The 18999-nt window shown below is 47.7% G+C and carries 12 protein-coding genes and 1 pseudogene; 5 read left to right on the top strand and 8 right to left on the bottom strand.

The features are described 5' to 3' along the window. Positions 1-240: 240 nt before the first annotated feature. The 6 genes and pseudogenes from SOHN41_RS02250 to brnQ form a co-directional block, all read right to left on the bottom strand. Entirely contained in the window at positions 241-657 is a 417-nt protein-coding gene (locus tag SOHN41_RS02250) for a GNAT family N-acetyltransferase (protein ID WP_037457873.1), read from the bottom strand. A 13-nt stretch (positions 658-670) separates the two neighbouring features. After that, positions 671-1000: a hypothetical protein gene (locus SOHN41_RS02245; protein ID WP_007645100.1), complete on the bottom strand. Its 330-nt coding sequence runs from the start codon at positions 998-1000 to the stop codon at positions 671-673. 23 nt (positions 1001-1023) lie between these two features. Continuing rightward, positions 1024-2748, bottom strand: coding sequence for a single-stranded-DNA-specific exonuclease RecJ (gene recJ / locus SOHN41_RS02240; protein ID WP_007645098.1), 1725 nt, complete (start codon positions 2746-2748; stop codon positions 1024-1026). Between the two features lie 94 nt (positions 2749-2842). Continuing rightward, positions 2843-3568, bottom strand: a complete 726-nt coding sequence (gene dsbC, locus SOHN41_RS02235) for a bifunctional protein-disulfide isomerase/oxidoreductase DsbC (protein WP_007645096.1) — start codon at positions 3566-3568, stop codon at positions 2843-2845. Positions 3569-3702: 134 nt separating this feature from the next. After that, entirely contained in the window at positions 3703-4605 is a 903-nt protein-coding gene (gene xerD, locus SOHN41_RS02230; protein ID WP_007645094.1) for a site-specific tyrosine recombinase XerD, read from the bottom strand. A gap of 81 nt (positions 4606-4686) precedes the next feature. Next, positions 4687-6101, bottom strand: a pseudogene (brnQ, locus tag SOHN41_RS02225) (branched-chain amino acid transport system II carrier protein). A gap of 521 nt (positions 6102-6622) precedes the next feature. Here brnQ and SOHN41_RS02220 point away from each other — a divergent pair. Beyond that, a complete protein-coding gene (locus SOHN41_RS02220; protein WP_007645084.1) occupies positions 6623-7333 on the top strand; it encodes a tRNA1(Val) (adenine(37)-N6)-methyltransferase in 711 nt (236 codons plus the stop codon). 45 nt (positions 7334-7378) lie between these two features. Here the strand turns inward: SOHN41_RS02220 and SOHN41_RS02215 are convergent, their stop codons facing one another. Next, on the bottom strand, positions 7379-8374 hold the full coding sequence (locus SOHN41_RS02215; RefSeq protein WP_007645083.1) for a response regulator: 996 nt from the start codon (positions 8372-8374) through the stop codon (positions 7379-7381). Positions 8375-8376: 2 nt separating this feature from the next. Further along, a complete protein-coding gene (locus tag SOHN41_RS02210; RefSeq protein ID WP_037457871.1) occupies positions 8377-11733 on the bottom strand; it encodes an MHYT domain-containing protein in 3357 nt (1118 codons plus the stop codon). Between the two features lie 403 nt (positions 11734-12136). Between SOHN41_RS02210 and srmB the strand changes: the two genes are divergently transcribed. The 4 genes from srmB to SOHN41_RS02190 all read left to right on the top strand — a co-directional run bounded on the left by srmB (position 12137) and on the right by SOHN41_RS02190 (position 18979). Continuing rightward, complete coding sequence (gene srmB / locus SOHN41_RS02205; protein ID WP_007645079.1) at positions 12137-13399, top strand: ATP-dependent RNA helicase SrmB; 1263 nt, start codon at positions 12137-12139, stop codon at positions 13397-13399. Positions 13400-13692: 293 nt separating this feature from the next. Next, a complete protein-coding gene (locus SOHN41_RS02200; protein WP_037457868.1) occupies positions 13693-14904 on the top strand; it encodes an efflux RND transporter periplasmic adaptor subunit in 1212 nt (403 codons plus the stop codon). After that, complete coding sequence (locus SOHN41_RS02195) at positions 14904-18095, top strand: efflux RND transporter permease subunit (RefSeq protein WP_037457865.1); 3192 nt, start codon at positions 14904-14906, stop codon at positions 18093-18095. The genes SOHN41_RS02200 and SOHN41_RS02195 overlap by 1 nt, the downstream gene beginning before the upstream one ends. Before the next feature lie 176 nt (positions 18096-18271). Further along, a complete protein-coding gene (locus SOHN41_RS02190; RefSeq protein ID WP_007645076.1) occupies positions 18272-18979 on the top strand; it encodes a TatD family nuclease-associated radical SAM protein in 708 nt (235 codons plus the stop codon). The last annotated feature ends 20 nt before the right edge of the window (positions 18980-18999 follow it).

The following is an 18999-nucleotide window of genomic DNA, read 5'->3' as shown; positions in this document are numbered from 1 at the left end:
AAATATGAATGAATTCGGTGAATGTCCCAAATGTACTCATCACAGTGCGAAGTAGCGCAATCAGAATGCCAAATAAAGTCATGTATATAGCATACGAGAATGATAAATAGACAACTCTTATAAAAGATTTTAATCCCTTCAATTTCTATTTACTCTTACTTATGAAATGAAAATCAACTTCCACACAGTAAATTTTTGGTATACCTAAAATCAACCCTCAACTTATTTAAACGATCAATTTCAGTAGGGATTCTCAAGCCGAATTTGCATTAAGGTTTCAGGCGTATCGACCGCGTTAAAACCAAACTGGGCATAGAGCCCATGGGCATCGCGGGTGGCGAGCATTATGCGCCTTAATCCCTGTAATTCTGGATGCTCCATAATCGCTGCCATCATCAACTTGCTTAAGCCTAAGCCACGGTGGGATTCGAGTACAAACACATCGGCAAGGTAAGCAAAGGTGGCTTTATCTGTGATTAAGCGGCCAAAGGCCACTTGTTTAGCTTCACCATCAAGCACAGCAAAACACAGGCTATTGGCTAGCGCTTTGCGCAACAATGCCTTTGGCATGCCCTGCGCCCAATAGCTATTACTGATAAAACCATGGATAACCTCAAAATCCATTTCAGATTGCTCTGTACTCACCCTGTATTCCATTGATTGTCTCTAATTAAGTTTTAGTTGCACTAATAAATAGCATAAAAGCCATCGCCAATAACACCACTTTTGCCAATGAATACAAAGCCCCCGCTAAAGTGCCGCCACCATGGTAACTAAAGGCCAAGTGGCGATTGATTTCATACTTAAAGGACTGAGCTAAATGGCGATAGGCCAAAAAGTAAAACAAGGAGGCCGAAGGCCAAATTCCGATAAGCAGCATTTTCCCCTGAACCTTAGTGGTCAATAGGGTCGAGATCAAAGGTATGCTTAGGCAAGCGCCATATCCCCAAGCAACATGCTTAAGTCGCTGACGAATTTTTTTATCGGATAGCGGTTTCAACTGAACTCCTTGTCGATACAGGCTTACATGGCTTCGATTTGCTCGACCATCAATTGCAGCGAGCAATTACCGCGATACTCATTTACATCCAGCTTATAGACAATACGGGCGTGATTAATGGTCGCATCTGGCCAAGTGTGTAAATCCACATTAAAGGCAATCGCATCGAGCATCAGAGTGCCACACTGGGTTTCAAGCACGAGTTTAAGATGACGTTCACCAACGAGTCGCTGCTGCACTATGTTAAAATAACCATCAAATAGCGGCTCCTCAAAGGCCTGCCCCCAAGGCCCCGCATTACGCAGTAGCTGGGCGATGTCCAAATTTAGTTCAGCTGGGGTCAGCTCACCATCGGACCAAAGTTCGCCCGTTAACAATTCAGCTTTAAGCAGTTCACGCACCGCATCATCATAGGCCTTAGCAAAAGTCGCAAAACTGCCCGCCTTGAGTGATAAGCCCGCCGCCATCGCATGGCCGCCAAATTTGATAATCAGTCCTGGGTGGCGCGTGTTCACTAACTCCAACAAGTCACGCATATGCAAGCCCTTGATCGAGCGCGCCGATCCTTTAATCTCACCATTACCCGCATCGGCAAAGGCGATCACGGGTCTATGGTATTTATCCTTAATGCGCGAGGCTAATATGCCGATCACCCCTTGATGCCAATCCTGTTGAAATAAGGCGATACCCCAAGGTAATTCGGCTTCGTTGAGCTTTAAGTGTTCGAGGCTTTTTAAGGCTTCCTGCTGCATGCCAACCTCAAGCTCACGGCGCTCTTGGTTTAACCCATCGAGCTCGGCCGCCATACGCCGAGCCAGCATCATATCTTCACAGAGTAAGGTTTCGACCCCGAGCGCCATTTCATCGAGCCTGCCCGCGGCATTAAGCCTTGGGCCCACGGCAAAACCAAAGTCGGATGCAACGATGCGCGCCGGATTTCGCTTCGCCACTTCAAGCAGTGCGGTAATCCCCACACGGCAACGCCCCGCTCGCACACGCTGCAGTCCCGCCTCGACCAAAATACGATTATTGGCATCGAGTGACACCACATCGGCCACTGTGCCCAGGGCGACGATATCGAGCAGCGTGCCTAAATTGGGTTCGGCGATACCGCGGATTTGATACCAGTTGCGAGTACGCAGTTCAGCCCTCAATGCCGTCATCAGATAAAAGGCAACCCCCACACCGGCAATCGATTTACTGGCAAATGGACAGCCGGGTTGATTTGGATTCACAATCGCATCGGCAGCGGGCAACTCGTGTCCGGGTAAATGATGGTCAGTGATCACCACTTGCATGCCAAAGGCTTTAGCCGCAATAACCCCCTCAATCGATGAAATACCGTTATCGACGGTGATCAATATTTCCGCCTGTTTAGACGCTGCAACCGCAACAATTTCAGGGCTTAAGCCATAGCCGTAATCGAAACGATTGGGGATCAGATAATCCACTTTCGCGGCGCCCATCATCCGCAGCGCGAGGATACACACGCTGGTCGAGGTTGCACCGTCGGCATCGAAGTCGCCGACGATCAGAATCGACTTATTCGCCTGTATTGCATCGGCAATAAGCTTGGCCGCCTCGTTTAAGCCTTTCATGGTATCCGGCCTTAACAGGCCTTTAAGCACTAGCTCGCATTCATTAAACGTGGCACCGCGGCGGGCATAGAGCTGCTTTAGCAGCGGCGGTAAATGGGTGGGTAAATGGCTATCATCAACGGTCTGGCGACGGACTATCTTATGGATCAAGGGACTCAAGCTCTCAAGAAATCGTAGCGATAAGATAACAAAAAGGTGAGCCTTAAGCTCACCTTTCGTGGGATAAATTTTACGGCTTTGACTGTTATTGGCGCGCTTCTAAGGTGCGCAGCAGATCCGCAGGAGGTTGATAACCAGGGATCATATTGCCGTCTTCTAACACTATTGCTGGCGTGCCATTAACACCAAAACTAGAACCTAACTCATACTGCTCAGCAATTTTTGCATCACAGGTGGCGGCAGATATTTTTTTACCTGCTTTAGCTTCTGTCATGGCTTTTAATGGATCCTTAGCACACCAAATGGCTTGCATCTCGTCGGCATTCGCTGACGGCACGCCTGCGCGAGGGAAGGCTAAGTAACGCACTGTAATGCCAAGTTTATTGTAGTCGGCCATTTGGCTGTGCAATTTACGGCAGTAACCACAACTGACATCGGTAAACACTGTGACTACGTGTTTTTCATCCTTGGCTTTATAAACCAGCATATGATCTTCAAGGGGTTTCATCATGGCTAAACGTGGGCCAGCTAATGCCGCTTCCGTTAAGTTTTTCATGCCTTTATCTAGGTCATACAAACTGCCGTGGAACAGTTTTGAACCATCACGGCTGATATAGAGCACGCCGCGGTTGGTCATGGCCTGATATAAGCCGTCAATCGGTGAGTCCTGCATTGACATCACTTCAACATCTAACATTTCACTGAGTTTTTGTTTAATCGCAGCAGTGTCGGGAGTGGTGGCCGTCGCCGCATTAGCAAGCGGAGCAACAACAAGCGCGAAAACTAATGATAATGCTCGGGTCAACTTCATGGTACATCCTATAAATTGGGTCGCAGCAGCGAGATATTTGGGTCGTTTTTACGCGATATACTCAATAGACCCTGTATGAGGGCAAAAAGTTACATACAAGCGGTGCAGAATGCAAATTTATACTGTAACTAAATTCAACCGCGTGGATGGTGCTGTTGATGTAACTCCTGCAACCTTGCCCGAGCCACATGGGTGTAGATCTGTGTGGTGGATAAATCACTGTGCCCTAAAAGCAATTGCACCACCCTCAAATCGGCGCCATGGTTGAGCAAATGGGTCGCAAAGGCGTGGCGTAGGGTATGCGGCGATAATGCGGTTTCGATCCCAGCCCGCAAGGCATAGAGTTTAATGCGATGCCAGAAGGTTTGCCGGGTCATCATTTGTCCACGTTTAGAGGGAAATACAACATCCGACTGTTTATGTCCCAGCAGTTCCTGACGTGCAAACTTCAAATAGGCTTCAACCTCGGTAATGGCCTGTTCCCCTAATGGAACTAAGCGTTCTTTACCGCCCTTACCCACAATACGCACTAAACCTTGGCGTAGGCTCATCTGCTCCATGGTTAATCCCACCAGCTCACTCACCCGTAATCCGGTGGCGTATAACAACTCGAGCATGGCTTTATCACGACATTCTACGGGGTCATCGGCATTCGGCTCTGCGAGCAATCGATCAACCTGGGATTCACTTAAAGAATCGGGCAAATGCCGCGTTAATTTAGGTGATTCAACCAAGGCCATAGGGTCGACTGATACCTGCTTGGTCTGCACCAAATAAGTATAAAAACGCCGTAAACTACTGAGCAATCTAGCACTGCTAGTGCGGGCAAAGTTTTGTTCAACCCTGTACGCCAGATATGCGCGAACATCCGCCTGCGAGACCTCGCATAGCGTCAGCCCCCGATTCCCGTGATAACGGTCAAAATGGCTTAAATCGGTACGATAGGCACTCAGCGTGTTATCACTGAGCCCTTTACTGGACCAGAGATCATCGAGAAATGCATCGATAAGCGGATCGCTCCGATATGTCTTAGGCACAAAAACTCCATAAAAAACGGCGTAATCGAATGATACGCCGTTGATATTAACCTAATTGAACTATGACAGGCAGACTTTCCCTTAAGCGGTTGTCGCTGTTTTAGCGCCGCCGCGACCTAAGACCAAACAGAGCACGATAACGACAAGGGTCGGCAGTAACCACGCCATACCTTCCTCATACAATGGCAAAATTGATAGGGCCGGCGCCATAGCACTAACAAGATCGATAAAACCTTGGGCAATAGCGTTAACCCCTTTACCATCGGCGCCCGTTAAACTGCTTGCAGCCACTTTCATACCGTCGAAGATCCCAAACAACAGTGCCACCGACAGCGTTGCACGGTGGGCAAACTGCGGCTTGGCAAAATGAGTCGTCAGGAAAGTGACGGCCACTAGGGCAATCGCCACAGGATAAATCGTCATCAACACTGGGATACTAATAGCAATAAGCTGAGTTAACCCGACGTTGGCGATCACGGCGCAGATAGCACTTAACAGGACCACTAACAAACGGTAGGATAATTTTGGCATTAGCTCATTGAAGAACTCGGAGCAGGCACTAACAAGGCCAACCGCCGTAGTTAAACAGGCTAAGGTCACGACAGTTGAGAGTAAAACAGTGCCTAAGCTACCAAATTCATGGGTGACGTAATTTGTTAAAATTTCGCCGCCATTTTTGGCTCCTTGAGCAATATCCCCCGCCGTTGCCCCTAAAAAGAACAAAGAAACATAAACAAAAGCGAGTCCGGATGCCGCAATCAAAGCCGCACGAATAAGATACTTAGTCTGTGCACTCGGCTGTTCTATCCCATTTTTGCGCAGGATATCGATAATCAACATACCAAACATTAAGGACGCCAAAGTATCCATAGTGTTATAGCCTTCCAAAATACCTTTGGTCAACGGATGCTGTTGATAATCGCCTACGGCTTGGCCTACTTCGGACGCGGGCAGAAATAGCACAGACGCAGCCAATCCAACCAACAATATCAATAGGATAGGCGTTAATACCTTACCAACACTGTCGAGTAACTTACCGGGGAAAAGTGCCAACAACATAGTGACAGTGAAGAAACCTAGGGTATAAATCAGTTGTGATAAATTGAGGGTTAAATGGCCCAGCAAAATCGTCGCACTGGTGTTATCGATAAAGGGTTTAGCACCAATCTCATAGGCCACTAAACCAGTACGCGGCGCGGCAAACGCAGGGCCAATAATAATATAAATCGCAATAGCCAATGCCGTTGCTGCAAATACTGGCAGCATAGCCATAACCTTACCTTGAGCCTTAGCGACAGCGATGAGTCCAACTAAAGGTAAACCTACGGCGGTGATTAAAAAACCCAGCATGGCGAGGGGCATATTGCCACCCGCTAACATCCCTGCAAAGGGGGGGAATATTAAGTTACCTGCGCCCAAAAAAATGCAAAGGTCATAAAACCTAAGCCTAATGTATCCCCGATACTCATATGATTGTCTTGCACTGAAAGCCCCATCTTGTCTTATTGTTTTTTGACAAACTTAAGTGATTATGTGTCGATTAGCCATAGCTAAAACAAAGCCCATTCGGAGTGCAAATCTATGTTTACACAATTCCGTGGTAAATATGTGCGATATCTGCTGAGTTTATAAACAAAAATGAACAAAAAATTGGCTTTGCTGCCGATTTATTCACCTAAAAACCCGTTTACCTATCCGTTAATCATAAAATTGATTAAAAATGGGGGCGAAACTAATATCAGAATTTCAAAACAAATACAACAAACAAGGTTATTTTTAAGAAAAATGCACGGCAATGCTAATTAACTGCTAACAATGCGTTACCGAAGTAATAAATTAAACTGTTAATTAAGTGAACTTCGATTCAAAACAGCATAAAAAACACAAAAACTAAATCAAATGGAAGAATAGACTTATTTCTCTTGCATATAAAAATCTTAGCGAAAGCTCAACCAGCCCTTTAAAATAGCGATGACCTTAAATCCCTCTCCATTATTCACTTGATAATTTGATACCCATGGCATTTACCTTTAAGCAGTTCCATATCGATGATCTTAATTGCGGCATGTCCGTTAGCACAGACGGAGTGATGTTAGGTGCATGGGCTCCACTCGCTCAGGCAAAGCATATCCTCGATATTGGCGCTGGGAGTGGCTTATTGAGTTTAATGGCGGCGCAGCGTAGCCGAGGACAGATCACCGCAGTCGAGCTTGAAGTAACAGCCGCCAGCGCATGCCAATACAATATGGCGCAAAGTCCTTGGGCGGATAGATGTAATATTATTCATTGCGATATTCAGAGCTTTTGCCAACAGGCTCAGTATCAAGGATATTTCGACCATATCATCTGCAATCCGCCCTACTTTGAGCATGGCCCCAAAGCGAGCGAACACCACAGGGCAATAGCGCGCCACACAGAGACCCTAGGCTTTACCCCCTTGCTTGACGCAATAACTCGATGTTTGTCACCTAAGGGATACGCCAGCCTTATTCTGCCGATCCAAAGCCTAGCACGCTTTAAAACCTGCCTTAATCACGCTGAACTTTATCTCGTGCAGGCAGTGTGGGTAAAAAGTGTGGAGAATAAAGCGGCGAATCGCGTGCTGCTGTTATTGACTAAAACCCAGAATGAGCCATGCCAACACACTGAGCTCACCATCCGTGGGGAAGATGGCAACTATACAGAGCAAATGATTGAACTAACTAAGGGTTTCTATCTTAAGCTTTAACAACCTTCAGCGATAAGGCTCTACTCATGAGCCTTATCCACCGTGCTAGTTATCTATCCATTTATTTTTAATTTCAATCACTTTATCTAAGTTCTCGATAAATAACCGTACTAACTCAGGGTCGAAATGCACGCAACTCTGTTCATGGATATAGTCCATGGTCTGCTCGATTGACCAAGCGTCTTTATAGGGACGTTTGCTGGTGAGCGCGTCAAACACATCGGCCAAGGCGACTATGCGTCCCTCTAACGGGATTTCCTCACCTTTCAATCCATTAGGATAACCGGTACCGTCCCACTTTTCGTGGTGGGTCAACGCCACAGATTTGGCTAATCGCAGCAATTCGGAATCGGCTTCGCCGATAATCTCGGCGCCGATATGGGGATGGTTTTTCATAATGGCAAACTCATCATCGGTTAACTTACCCGGCTTGAGCATGATGCTATCTGGAATGCCGATTTTACCTATATCGTGCATAGGCGCCGCGTGCAGTAAATCATCCGCCTGCGCCTCACTCAGACCGTAGGCTAGTGCCAGAATTTTGGAGTAATGGCTCATACGCAGCACATGGGTGCCGGTTTCGTTATCTTTATATTCGGCGGCGCGACCTAAACGCTGGATCACTTGCAAGCGAGTGCGGCGTAATTCATCGGCCTGTACTAAGGATAAATGGGTTTTCACCCGCGCTTTAACTATGGTGGCCGAAATCGGCTTCACAATGTAATCCACCCCACCCACGGCAAAGCCCGCGGCTTCGTCATGCTCATCATTCAGTGCGGTGACAAAAATGACCGGGATCGACTGAGTCTCAGGGATATTTTTGAGCAACTGACAGACTTCTAACCCAGTCATATTGGGCATCATAATGTCGAGGAGGATCAGCGATGGCTGTTCAGTTTGCGCCAGACGCAATGCCTCTTCGCCGCTTTTGGCAAAGATAAGATGATAATCCTGATGTAAAACTTGCTTTAACACCCGTAAGTTAACTGGCTCATCATCCACCAATAATAAGGTTTTCTTATCTTCAGATGTAGGCTGCATTGCTACTCCTTATTTGCGGTGAGAGAAACCCGTAACTCAGTCAATTCATTATGGGCAATATCAAAATCAAAGTTGTCTAAGGCTTCGGTAATCATCGCCACCCTGAGGCGAAGATGCTCATCAATACGAGCGGTAAGCACCTCAAGATCAGACTCTTCAAAACTATGGTGGGCAATAGATGCGAGCAAGGCATCAATATGTGCTAACAATTGCGCGGGATCGCTGCTCCCCTCTTGGCTACTCTCAGATGCGGTTGCCGATAGCTCTATGGTGCTCTCAATATAATCACCAATCTCGACGAGGGAATCGTTGATCTTAGCAACTATTGCTTCCATGGTATCAATGGCCAAGGTATCAGCTTGAGCCAATTGCTCTAACTGCGCAAAGTGCACCATCCATTGCAAGAGGCCCAGATTACCGCTTACGCCTTTCAAACTATGGCTTAAGCGTTTAATTGTCGCTGTATCTTGCTTGCTAATGGCCTGTTGTAGCATTTCAATCTTTTCTGGCCATTGGGCTATAAACTTCATCAACTCTTTGATGAATAGCGGCTTAGAGCCCCACAACTTCACGCCTTTTTCCTCGTTTACCAACAAATCACTCGATGGCGGTAGGGATTCAAACGCAGGTCCAGGCGAATTAAACTGTAATACCCTAGCAATTTCTCGCGTGAGTAAAGTGAAATCGATGGGCTTATTCGCAAAGCCATCCATCCCGGCTTGCTCTGCGGCGCTCTTATCTTGCTCAAGTACGCTGGCGGTCAAGGCGATGATCGGCATATAGGGTAACTGGAACTGCACTTCTTGCTCACGGCGCATTTTAGCTGCCGTCAGTCCATCCATAACCGGCATCTGCAAGTCCATCAAGGTGATATCTATGTCGGCTTTTTGCATCCGCAATAACGCCTGCTCGCCATCGCGGGCGGTGATGACTTTATGACCCTGACGCGTTAACCATACCGACAAGAGATCGATATTCTGCTGAATATCATCGACCACTAATACTGTCAGTGGCGGTAAGGACCCATTGTCGGTGTGCTGGGTCGATAGCGGCTCTAAACTGGGCAGTAAAGGAATGCTAAAGCGAAACGTACTGCCTTTGCCCAAGGTACTTTCGGCGGTGATCTCTCCGCCCATCAGTTCCACCAACTGCTTGCTAATAGTAGTCCCAAGCCCTGTGCCACCGTATTTGCGGCTCATGGAAGCATCGGCTTGGGCAAATGCTTCAAACACCCGATTAAGCTGCTCTGGCGACATGCCAATACCAGTATCGATAATCTCAAAGGTGACTTTGGTAGTGTCTTGCGGGAAGACTCTGACCGTCACAGTCCCCTCGCAGGTAAATTTAACGGCGTTACCAATCAAGTTGATCAGCACTTGGCGGATCCGCTCCGGTGAGCCGATAAAGTTCGCCGCCATAGTGGGGGCAACGTCGACCTCAAGGGATAGACGCTGTTTTTTCGCCTGCAACCAAAGCGTTGAAATCACAGTATCAATTTCATCGGTTAAGCAAAACACACGGTTTTCTAACTCTAATTTCCCCTTATCTAGCTTGGCGCTGTCGAGCACATCATTGAGTAAATGCAGTAAGGACTTAGCGGAACGATTGATGGTGGAGAGCTGTTTTTGCTGATCTGCGTCTAATATCGACTCCAATAAGATATCGCTAAAGCCGATAATGGCATTCATCGGTGTGCGGATCTCATGGCTCATGTTGGCCAAGAAGGCCGCGCGCGCCGCAGCCGCCTGCTCGGCATTGTTCTTGGCCGTAACGAGATCCTGCTCCATCTCCTTACGCTCGGTAATATCCATTAAGAAGCCGTCAATCCACACCTCGTTGCTGGTTTCATCGAGGATGTAATTACCGTGTTCGAACAACCAACGCACCTCGCCGTCTGCCCGAATAATGCGATATTCCATTGTAAAGGTAGGCGGCCGAGCCTTAGCGTGTATAGCGTCAATATCATCGGGATAATAGAGATCAGAGAAGAAGCGCTTAGGATGGGGAAGCTCAAAATCCGCGGCAGGATAACCAATAATGGTCTGCACAGCATCACTAATAAACACCATGGGCCAGCCCTCAGTGTTTTTACAGCGATAGGCGATGCCGGGGATATTGGTGATCAGCGAACGAAACTTTGCTTCGTTGTTTTTAAGCTCTTGTTCCATCTCATTACGCTGGCTAAGATCGGAGATAAAGCCCACAAAATAATGGTTTTTTCCTTGCATCACATGGCCAATACTGAGACGAACTGGCACTAAATGACCATCTCTATGCTGTGCTTGAACCTCTCGCCCTGTACCGATAATTTGGGCCTCACCAGTCTCAACATACTTAGCTAAATAGCTATCATGGTGAGGGCGAATCGACTCTGGCACGATTTTTTTCACATTCGCGCCCAGCAATTCGACAGATGACCAACCTAAGATAGTCGTCACCGCTTTGTTCACATTCACTATGATGCCCAGCCCATCGATAGTAATAATGCCATCGATGGCGGTATTCATCATGGCACGCATTCTGTCTTCATTGGATTTTGCCAGTAGCGACAAATCCTTATATTTAAAAATCACATTCACGATCAGCACTAAACAGATGATGACTGTGGTAATAACAGACACGCCGAGCGCAAGATAGAACGAGATTTCCGAGGTCTGCTGGCTAAGTTCTAGGCCTTCAGGCCTAACAAAACGCGCCGCGGCCATGCCAGTGTAATGCATGCCCGAAATCGCCAGCCCCATCACGATACTGGCAATAAAATTACTCGCAATAGTGCTCATATTAGATGAAATAAGCTGATTCAGCCCGGTGCGAACCCAAAGCGCAATAATGGCTAACAGCACGGCAACCACTATCGATAGTGCAAAAATCAATGGGTCGTAACGCAGTAACGGCGCCATCTCCATGGCCGCCATGCCCACATAGTGCATGGTCCCGATCCCCGCCCCGACTAAGGCGCCGCTAATCAAGACTTGGGAAAACTTAAAACTCGGTTTAGATAGCAGGTTAAGCGCCACCCATGAGGCGCCGATGCTAGGTAATAGGGATAACGCCGTGAGCCCAAAGTCATAGGTCACGGGCGAACATAAATCGAAGGCCAACATGCCGATAAAATGCATCGACCAGACACCACCGCCAAGGACAACACTCCCGGTCAACAACATGATCTGCTTACGAGACTTAGAGTGACTATGCACAGCTTGGGTCACGACCTGAAAGGCCATAAAGGCCGAAAAAATCGCAATCAGAATCGAGATAGTCACTAACAGGGGATTGTAATAGACATTCAGCAAGAGGCTGTCTTGGGAAGAAATAAAAAACTGCGATAACCAATCAAAAGCCATATATTCCAAGCCCATGTTTTAGAAACGTAAAACCTAATCGTAACCAACATTTTCGACACCAATCCAAGCAGGGCTAACACTTGGGTACTATGGGATGACGCTCATTCACCATAAGCACAATTTATTGTTAAGACTCCAGCTAACATCCCATCAATCCTTCGAACCTTCTCAACAAAAGCCAATACTTTTACAATATTCTCTTTATCTTATACATCTTTTGCAAAATGTCTGCCTCCAAATGCAATCGAGTACGGTAAGTTCCACTCCCCTAACGGCAGCAGCGACGAGGCCTTCACCCATGCAGACCCGTACTGCATCGGCCAAACCGCGTAAAAGTAAACCCTCTCCCGATTAAATTATTTAAGTTAACGACTATAACCTTTATAATGCTTGGCTATTATCCGTCGAGACGCCGCGCATGCAATTTGAAGATTTCCAACTTGACCCTAGTTTATTAGAGTCACTTAAAGCCATGGGGCATCATTCGCCCACTACTATCCAGCAAGAAACGATTCCTTATGCCCTAGAGCAAAGGGACATTCTGGCGCGCGCTCCGACAGGCACAGGTAAAACCGCAAGCTTTTTACTGCCCGCATTACAACATTTAATCGACTTCCCCCGTCGATTCCCAGGGCAAGCTCGTATTTTGATACTCACACCCACCCGTGAGTTAGCCAGCCAAATTCACCGCTATGCTTGCCACTTAGCCACGGGCCAAGGGTTAGATATTGCCATCATCACCGGTGGCGTTCCCTATGCTCCACAGGAAGAAGCCTTAGCTGGCAATGTGGACATTCTGGTCGCTACCCCAGGTCGTCTGATGGAATATTTGGACAAGGGTAAATTCAGCGCGGAAGAAGTCGATGTGTTAATCATAGATGAAGCCGATCGCATGCTCGATATGGGCTTTTCATCTGTGGTGCAAGCTATCGCCCTCGAAGCCCAAGGCCGTAAACAAAATATGTTGTTTTCTGCGACCTTAGAAGGCGGTGGCGTACATCGTTTTGCCCGTGAAGTGCTAAATGATCCTATCGAAATCGATGTCGATGCCCCCCGCAGTGAAAAAGCCAAGATCCATCAATGGATCCATCTTGCCGACGATAAAGAGCATAAATTTGCCCTGCTGTGCCACTTGCTGCGTCAAGAGGATGTGAAGCGCGCCATCGTCTTCGTTAAGACCCGCGACATTGTTTCTACCCTTGAAGGCCAACTACTTAAAGCTGGTATTGCCTGCGCCTTTATGCGTGGCGATATGGAACAAAAGAAACGCTTCCAAGCCCTGAGCCGTTTCACTAAGGGTGAAGTCAACGTCTTACTCGCAACCGATGTGGCCGCCCGCGGTATCGATATCGACGATATCAGCCATGTTATCAACTTTGATATGCCACGCTCGGCCGACACTTATATCCATCGTATTGGCCGCACGGGCCGTGCGGGAGCTAAGGGCACGGCGATTTCACTGGCAGAAGCCCACGATATGCGTATCGTTGGTAAGATTGAGCGTTATATCGAACTGCCATTGAAGCGTCGCGTGATCGAAGAATTGCGCCCTAAAAATAAAGAAGCACGTACGCCAACCAAGAAAAAAGCGAAGGTTAAGGCGAAGGAAGCCGCTAAAAAGACCAGCAAAAAAGAAGCGGCGAAAAAAGCCAGTAAAATTGCGAGAAAGAAAAAATCCTAGACTCTTTCTCTCTAAAAAAGCCGCAAATGATGCGGCTTTTTTATTAGCGGTACATGGCTCATCTCTCAAATTACACCCGCGTAATGTTCAACTACCTAAGTCAGTGTTATTTACTCAAAAACGCTTTTCCTCCACAATGTTGCTCTTATTTTCACCAATCACTCCACAGAGCTAACTATTAGATCTTTAAATATTATTTTTGAATACATTTTATTTACAAAAATAAATTTATTGGTGCGCCCGACTCTGGTACTTTAAGCCCATTACGCGATTAGCATGGATGTAACAATCATATGATGAAAACCCTACTAAGGAGATTGTCTCCTCTTTTTATCCTGCTGCTATTTATAGCTGGTGCAGCCTTACTAATGAATACGAAGGAGGCGCCAGAACAAAAACCGGAAGACATGCCGATACCTATTGTCGATGTCACCCAGGTTGAACAGAAAACGGTATCACTAAATTTACCTTCCTACGGTGTAGTGACCCCCAAATATAAGACTCAGCTCGTCACTGAAGTACAAGGTAGAATGTTAACCATCTCGCCTCAGTTTGTTGCAGGTGGCATAGTAAAAAAAGGGGAACAACTGGCCCAAATCGAACCCTCCGATTACGAAGCCGACTTGATGCAGGCTGAAGCAACATTGGCACAAGCCACTGCGGCGCTCAATGAAGAAATCGCCCGTGGCGAAGTCGCCAAAATCGAATTTAAAGGCTATGACAAGGGCTTACCACCGGAACTCGGTTTACGTATTCCCCAGCTCAAGAAAGAACAAGCTAACGTCAAATATGCACAAGCTGCGTTAGCCCGCGCACAGCGTAACCTCGAACGCACAGTGATACGTGCGCCCTTTGATGGCATTATCAAATCTAGAAATGTCGATTTAGGTCAATACGTTACCTTAGGAACTAACCTAGGTGAACTCTATGACACCCATATTGCAGAAATCCGTTTACCTATCTCTAATGACGATTTAGCCTACTTAGAATCCGTCGATAATCCAGATACCGAAGTGACCCTAAGCGCATCGCTAGCGGGAAAAATGAACTCTTGGGTAGGCAATATTATCCGCAGCGAAGGCGTGATCGATGCCGATAATCGTATGGTTTACCTCGTTGCCGAGATTAAAGACCCTTACCTGCGCGAACATAAAAAACAGGGCAGCTTGCCACTCAAATACGGTAGCTTCGTGAATGCCGTTATTAAGGGTCGCACCGTCGATGGCATAGTGACGTTGCCACGCTATGTGGTACGCAATGAGCATGTCGCCTTAATTAACGATAAAAACATCGTCGAAATGCGTCATGTTAATGTCGTGCGTAGCGATCTTGAACATGTGTTTATTAAAGACAGTTTGAAAACCGGTGAGCGCGTCGCAATTACCCACTTTAGCAATATGGCCAATGGCCAATTAGTGAAGGTAATTGGTGAAGCTGCACGACCAGTAGCGCCCCCCACAGAAGATACCCCTGAGTCCAGTCTTGCCGCTGCTGGAGTGAAATAATGGACACTCAAAAAGGGATCTTAGCTTGGTTTGCCCGTAATAGCGTGGCAGCAAACCTATTGATGTGGGCACTGCTTATTGGGGGGCTATTTAGCACTGTGTTGATCAATAAGGAGGTTTTTCCTTCATTTGAACTCAATCTGTTGAATATTTCCGTTGCCTACCCTGGCGCCGCCCCACAGGAAATCGAAGAAGGCATCAATATTAAGATTGAAGAGGCGATTCAAGATATCAACGGTATCAAGAAAGTCACTTCCGTCGCCAGTGAGGGCGTAGGCTCAATCACGGTTGAAGTCGAAGACGGTTATGATGTTCAAACTGTGCTGGATGAAGCCAAGCTAAGGTTAGATGCCATTGCCACCTTCCCAGTGAATATTGAAAAGCCACAAATTTATAAAATTGAACCCGAGAACAATGTCATTTGGGTGTCTGTCTATGGGGATATGACACTGCATGATATGAAGGAGCTGGCTAAATCGGTTCGCGATGATTTGACTCAACTCCCCGCGGTGACACGGGCGAAAGTGACCGGGGTCCGTGACTATGAAATCGGTATCGAAGTCTCCGAAGATAAACTGCGCGAATACGGTTTGACCTTCTCACAGGTTGCCGCTGCGGTGCAAAACTCCTCCATCGACTTACCCGGTGGTTCAATTCGCGCTGAAGATGGCGATATTTTGCTACGCACTAAAGGCCAAGCTTATACAGGGGATGATTTCGCCAATATTGTTGTCACCACCCGCCCCGATGGTAGCCGAGTGATGCTGCCTCAGGTTGCGACCATCAAGGACGATTTTGAAGAACGCTTAGAATACACCCGCTTTAATGGCAAGCCCGCCGCCATTATCGAAGTGACAAGTGTCAATGATCAAAATGCCTTAGATATCGCTGACCAAGTCAAGCAATATGTCGAAAAGCGCCGCACTACACTGCCAGCCAATGCCAAACTCGATACTTGGGGCGATCTGACCCACTATCTTAAGGGCCGTTTAAACATGATGATGTCGAACATGTTTTATGGCGCCCTGCTAGTGTTTGTGATCTTGGCACTGTTCCTCGATCTCAAGCTCGCCTTCTGGGTGATGATGGGATTACCCGTGTGCTTCCTCGGCACTATGCTGATCATGCCACTTGAACCTTTCTCAATGACAATCAACATGTTGACTCTATTTGCCTTTATCCTAGTGCTGGGGATAGTGGTGGACGATGCCATTGTGATTGGTGAAAGCGCCTATAGCGAGGTCGAGCGCCACGGTCACTCGATTGATAATGTTATTCGCGGCGCACAAAAGGTCGCCATGCCCGCCACCTTCGGGGTATTGACCACTATCGCCGCATTTATCCCTATGTTGATGGTGTCAGGCCCTATGGGCATTATCTGGAAATCTATCGGCATGGTGGTCATCATGTGTCTGGCGTTTTCACTGGTGGAATCCAAATTTATCCTGCCTGCGCATTTGGCCCATATGAAGTTTAAAAAACCAGGGGAGCCAACAGGTTTTTTCAGCCGCATCAAGGCGAAGTTTAACGATAGGGTGCAGCATTTTATCCACCACAGTTACCGCAACTTCCTCGAGCGCTGTATCCAACACAGATACAACGTGGTCGCCGCCTTTATCGGTGTGCTGATCCTCTCGATTGCCTTAGTGGTCAGCGGTAAAGTGCGCTGGGTATTTTTCCCGGACATTCCGTCGGACTTTATTCAAGTCCAACTAGAGATGGATGAGGGTAGCTCGGAGCAAAATACCTTAAAAGTTGTACAGAGTATCGAAGAAGCCCTGTACAAGATGAACGACAAGATGGAGCAAGATAACGGCAGCGAAGTGGTAAAGCATAGCTTTATCAATATGAGCTCCCGGACTTCCGCCTTTATTTTTGCCGAGCTAACTAAAGGTGAAGATAGGGATGTGGATGGCGAGACGATTGCCACGGCGTGGCGCGAGCAGTTACCCGAGCTATTATCGGTGAAGAAACTCGACTTTAATGCCAGCAGCAACGGCGGTGGCGGCGGTGATATTTCCTTTAGGCTGACCTCGAGCGATCTCGAAGAATTATCCGCGGCCGCCCGCGAACTTAAGCAAAAACTCGCCACCTATGAAGGGGTGTACGACATTGCCGATAATTTCTCCTCGGGCAGCCATGAGATCCGTCTAAAGATCCGCCCTGAAGCCGAAGCTCTAGGTTTGACCCTGTCCGATTTAGCACGCCAAGTACGTTACGGTTTCTATGGTTATGAAGCACAACGGATTTTGCGTAATAAAGAGGAAATCAAAGTCATGGTGCGCTATCCATTGGAACAGCGTCGCACCTTAGGTTATCTCGAGAATATGCTGATCCGCACGCCGCAGGGCAAGTCGGTGCCATTCTCAACCGTGGCCGAAGTAGAAAAGGGCGAATCCTATGCCTCCATTACCCGAGTCGATGGCAAACGGGCGATTACCATCATAGCGAATGCGAACAAAAACAAAGTTGAACCTTCAAAGGTAGTGCAAGAGATCCAAGAGGATTATCTGCCACAACTACAGGCTAAGTATCCTAAAATCCAAACCGCCTTAGATGGTGGCAGTTTGGACGAGCAGAATGCCATGGTCGGGTTAATGCAAGGCTTCTTCTTCGCCCTGTTTACCATTTATGCCCTGATGGCGGTACCGCTCAAATCCTACAGCCAACCTTTGATCATCATGTCGGTGATCCCCTTCGGGATCATCGGCGCCCTGTTTGGGCATTTGGTCCAAGGGCTCGCCATGAGCGTCCTAAGCCTCTGCGGTATCGTCGCACTGGCCGGGGTGGTCGTGAATGACTCCTTGATTTTAGTGGACTTTGTTAACAGAGCCCGTGAACAAGGGCAATCGGTAAGGCAGGCGGCGGTGGACTCGGGCTGTTATCGCTTTAGGGCGATTATCCTGACTTCACTCACCACCTTCGTGGGGCTAGTGCCTATCATTCTGGAACGCAGCCTACAGGCGCAGATTGTGATCCCAATGGCCACATCCCTCGCCTTCGGTATCCTGTTCTCCACTGTGGTGACGCTGATCTTAGTGCCGCTGCTTTACATTATCCTCGATGATGCCAGACGCACTATGAGTCGGTTTTTCCATTGGTGGTGGCGACCCAAAAGAGTCGAAGACATGCTCTTAGGCACAACCGAGACCCACAGGGTCAAGCTTAATACCTTAAGCGATCAAGACTAGAAACCGGATGACTAAATCCAATAAAAAGAGAGCCTAGGCTCTCTTTTTATTGGCTTAACTAGGGAGCAGCACAGATACCGGCTTAAGCTCGGAGTGCGATCTGCGTGGCAGTTATCACCGAGGGCATTAGTTACACTGGCTACACGTTATCGCCCTGCACTATTAAAGCCTAGAGTATGCCACATTCACACTATGCCACGACGAAGCAAGAGCCACAGCTCAAAGCAATCGAAACCTTACCCAATGGAAATATCACCCAAGAAGTGTGCACGAATGAGACCTGCGCGACCGAAACCTTAGTCTACGATATCCGCAGGAGCCGTTATCTCAATATCACTGGCCGTTGTACCCTGCGCTGCACTTTTTGCCCAAAGCATAATGGCAGCAAACAAATCCATGAATATCAACTGGCACTGACTCACCAACCTAAACCCGAGGAGATTATCCCGCTACTGGGGAACACTGACGATTTTGAGGAATATGTCTTCTGTGGCTATGGAGAACCCACACTGAACCTGCCAACCCTGATTGCCGTTGCGAAGGAGATCAAACACCGAGGTGGCCGTGTGCGTGTCAATACCGATGGATTAGGTAATTTAGTCCATAGACGCAACATTCTGCCCGAACTTGCCCAATGCGTTGACAGCTTATCGATTTCCCTCAATGCCGATAATGAAACGGCCTATAATCAGCATTGCCGCCCTAAACTGGCGGACTCCTATACGGCGGTGAATGCCTTTATCAGCCTAGCTCCCCACTATATTGAAAACGTGCAAGTCTCGGCCATCGAAGGCTTAGAAGACGTCGATATTGATCTCTGCCGCGAGCAAGTGCTGGCCTATGGTTGTGAGTTTAAACATCGGGTTTTAGGGGCGCTTGGGTAGATAGCCACCGTCAGACTAGC

The sequence above is a fragment of the Shewanella sp. HN-41 genome (assembly GCF_000217915.1).
In the GTDB taxonomy this organism is placed as follows: domain Bacteria; phylum Pseudomonadota; class Gammaproteobacteria; order Enterobacterales; family Shewanellaceae; genus Shewanella.
This window is presented reverse-complemented; position numbering and strand designations above follow the sequence as displayed.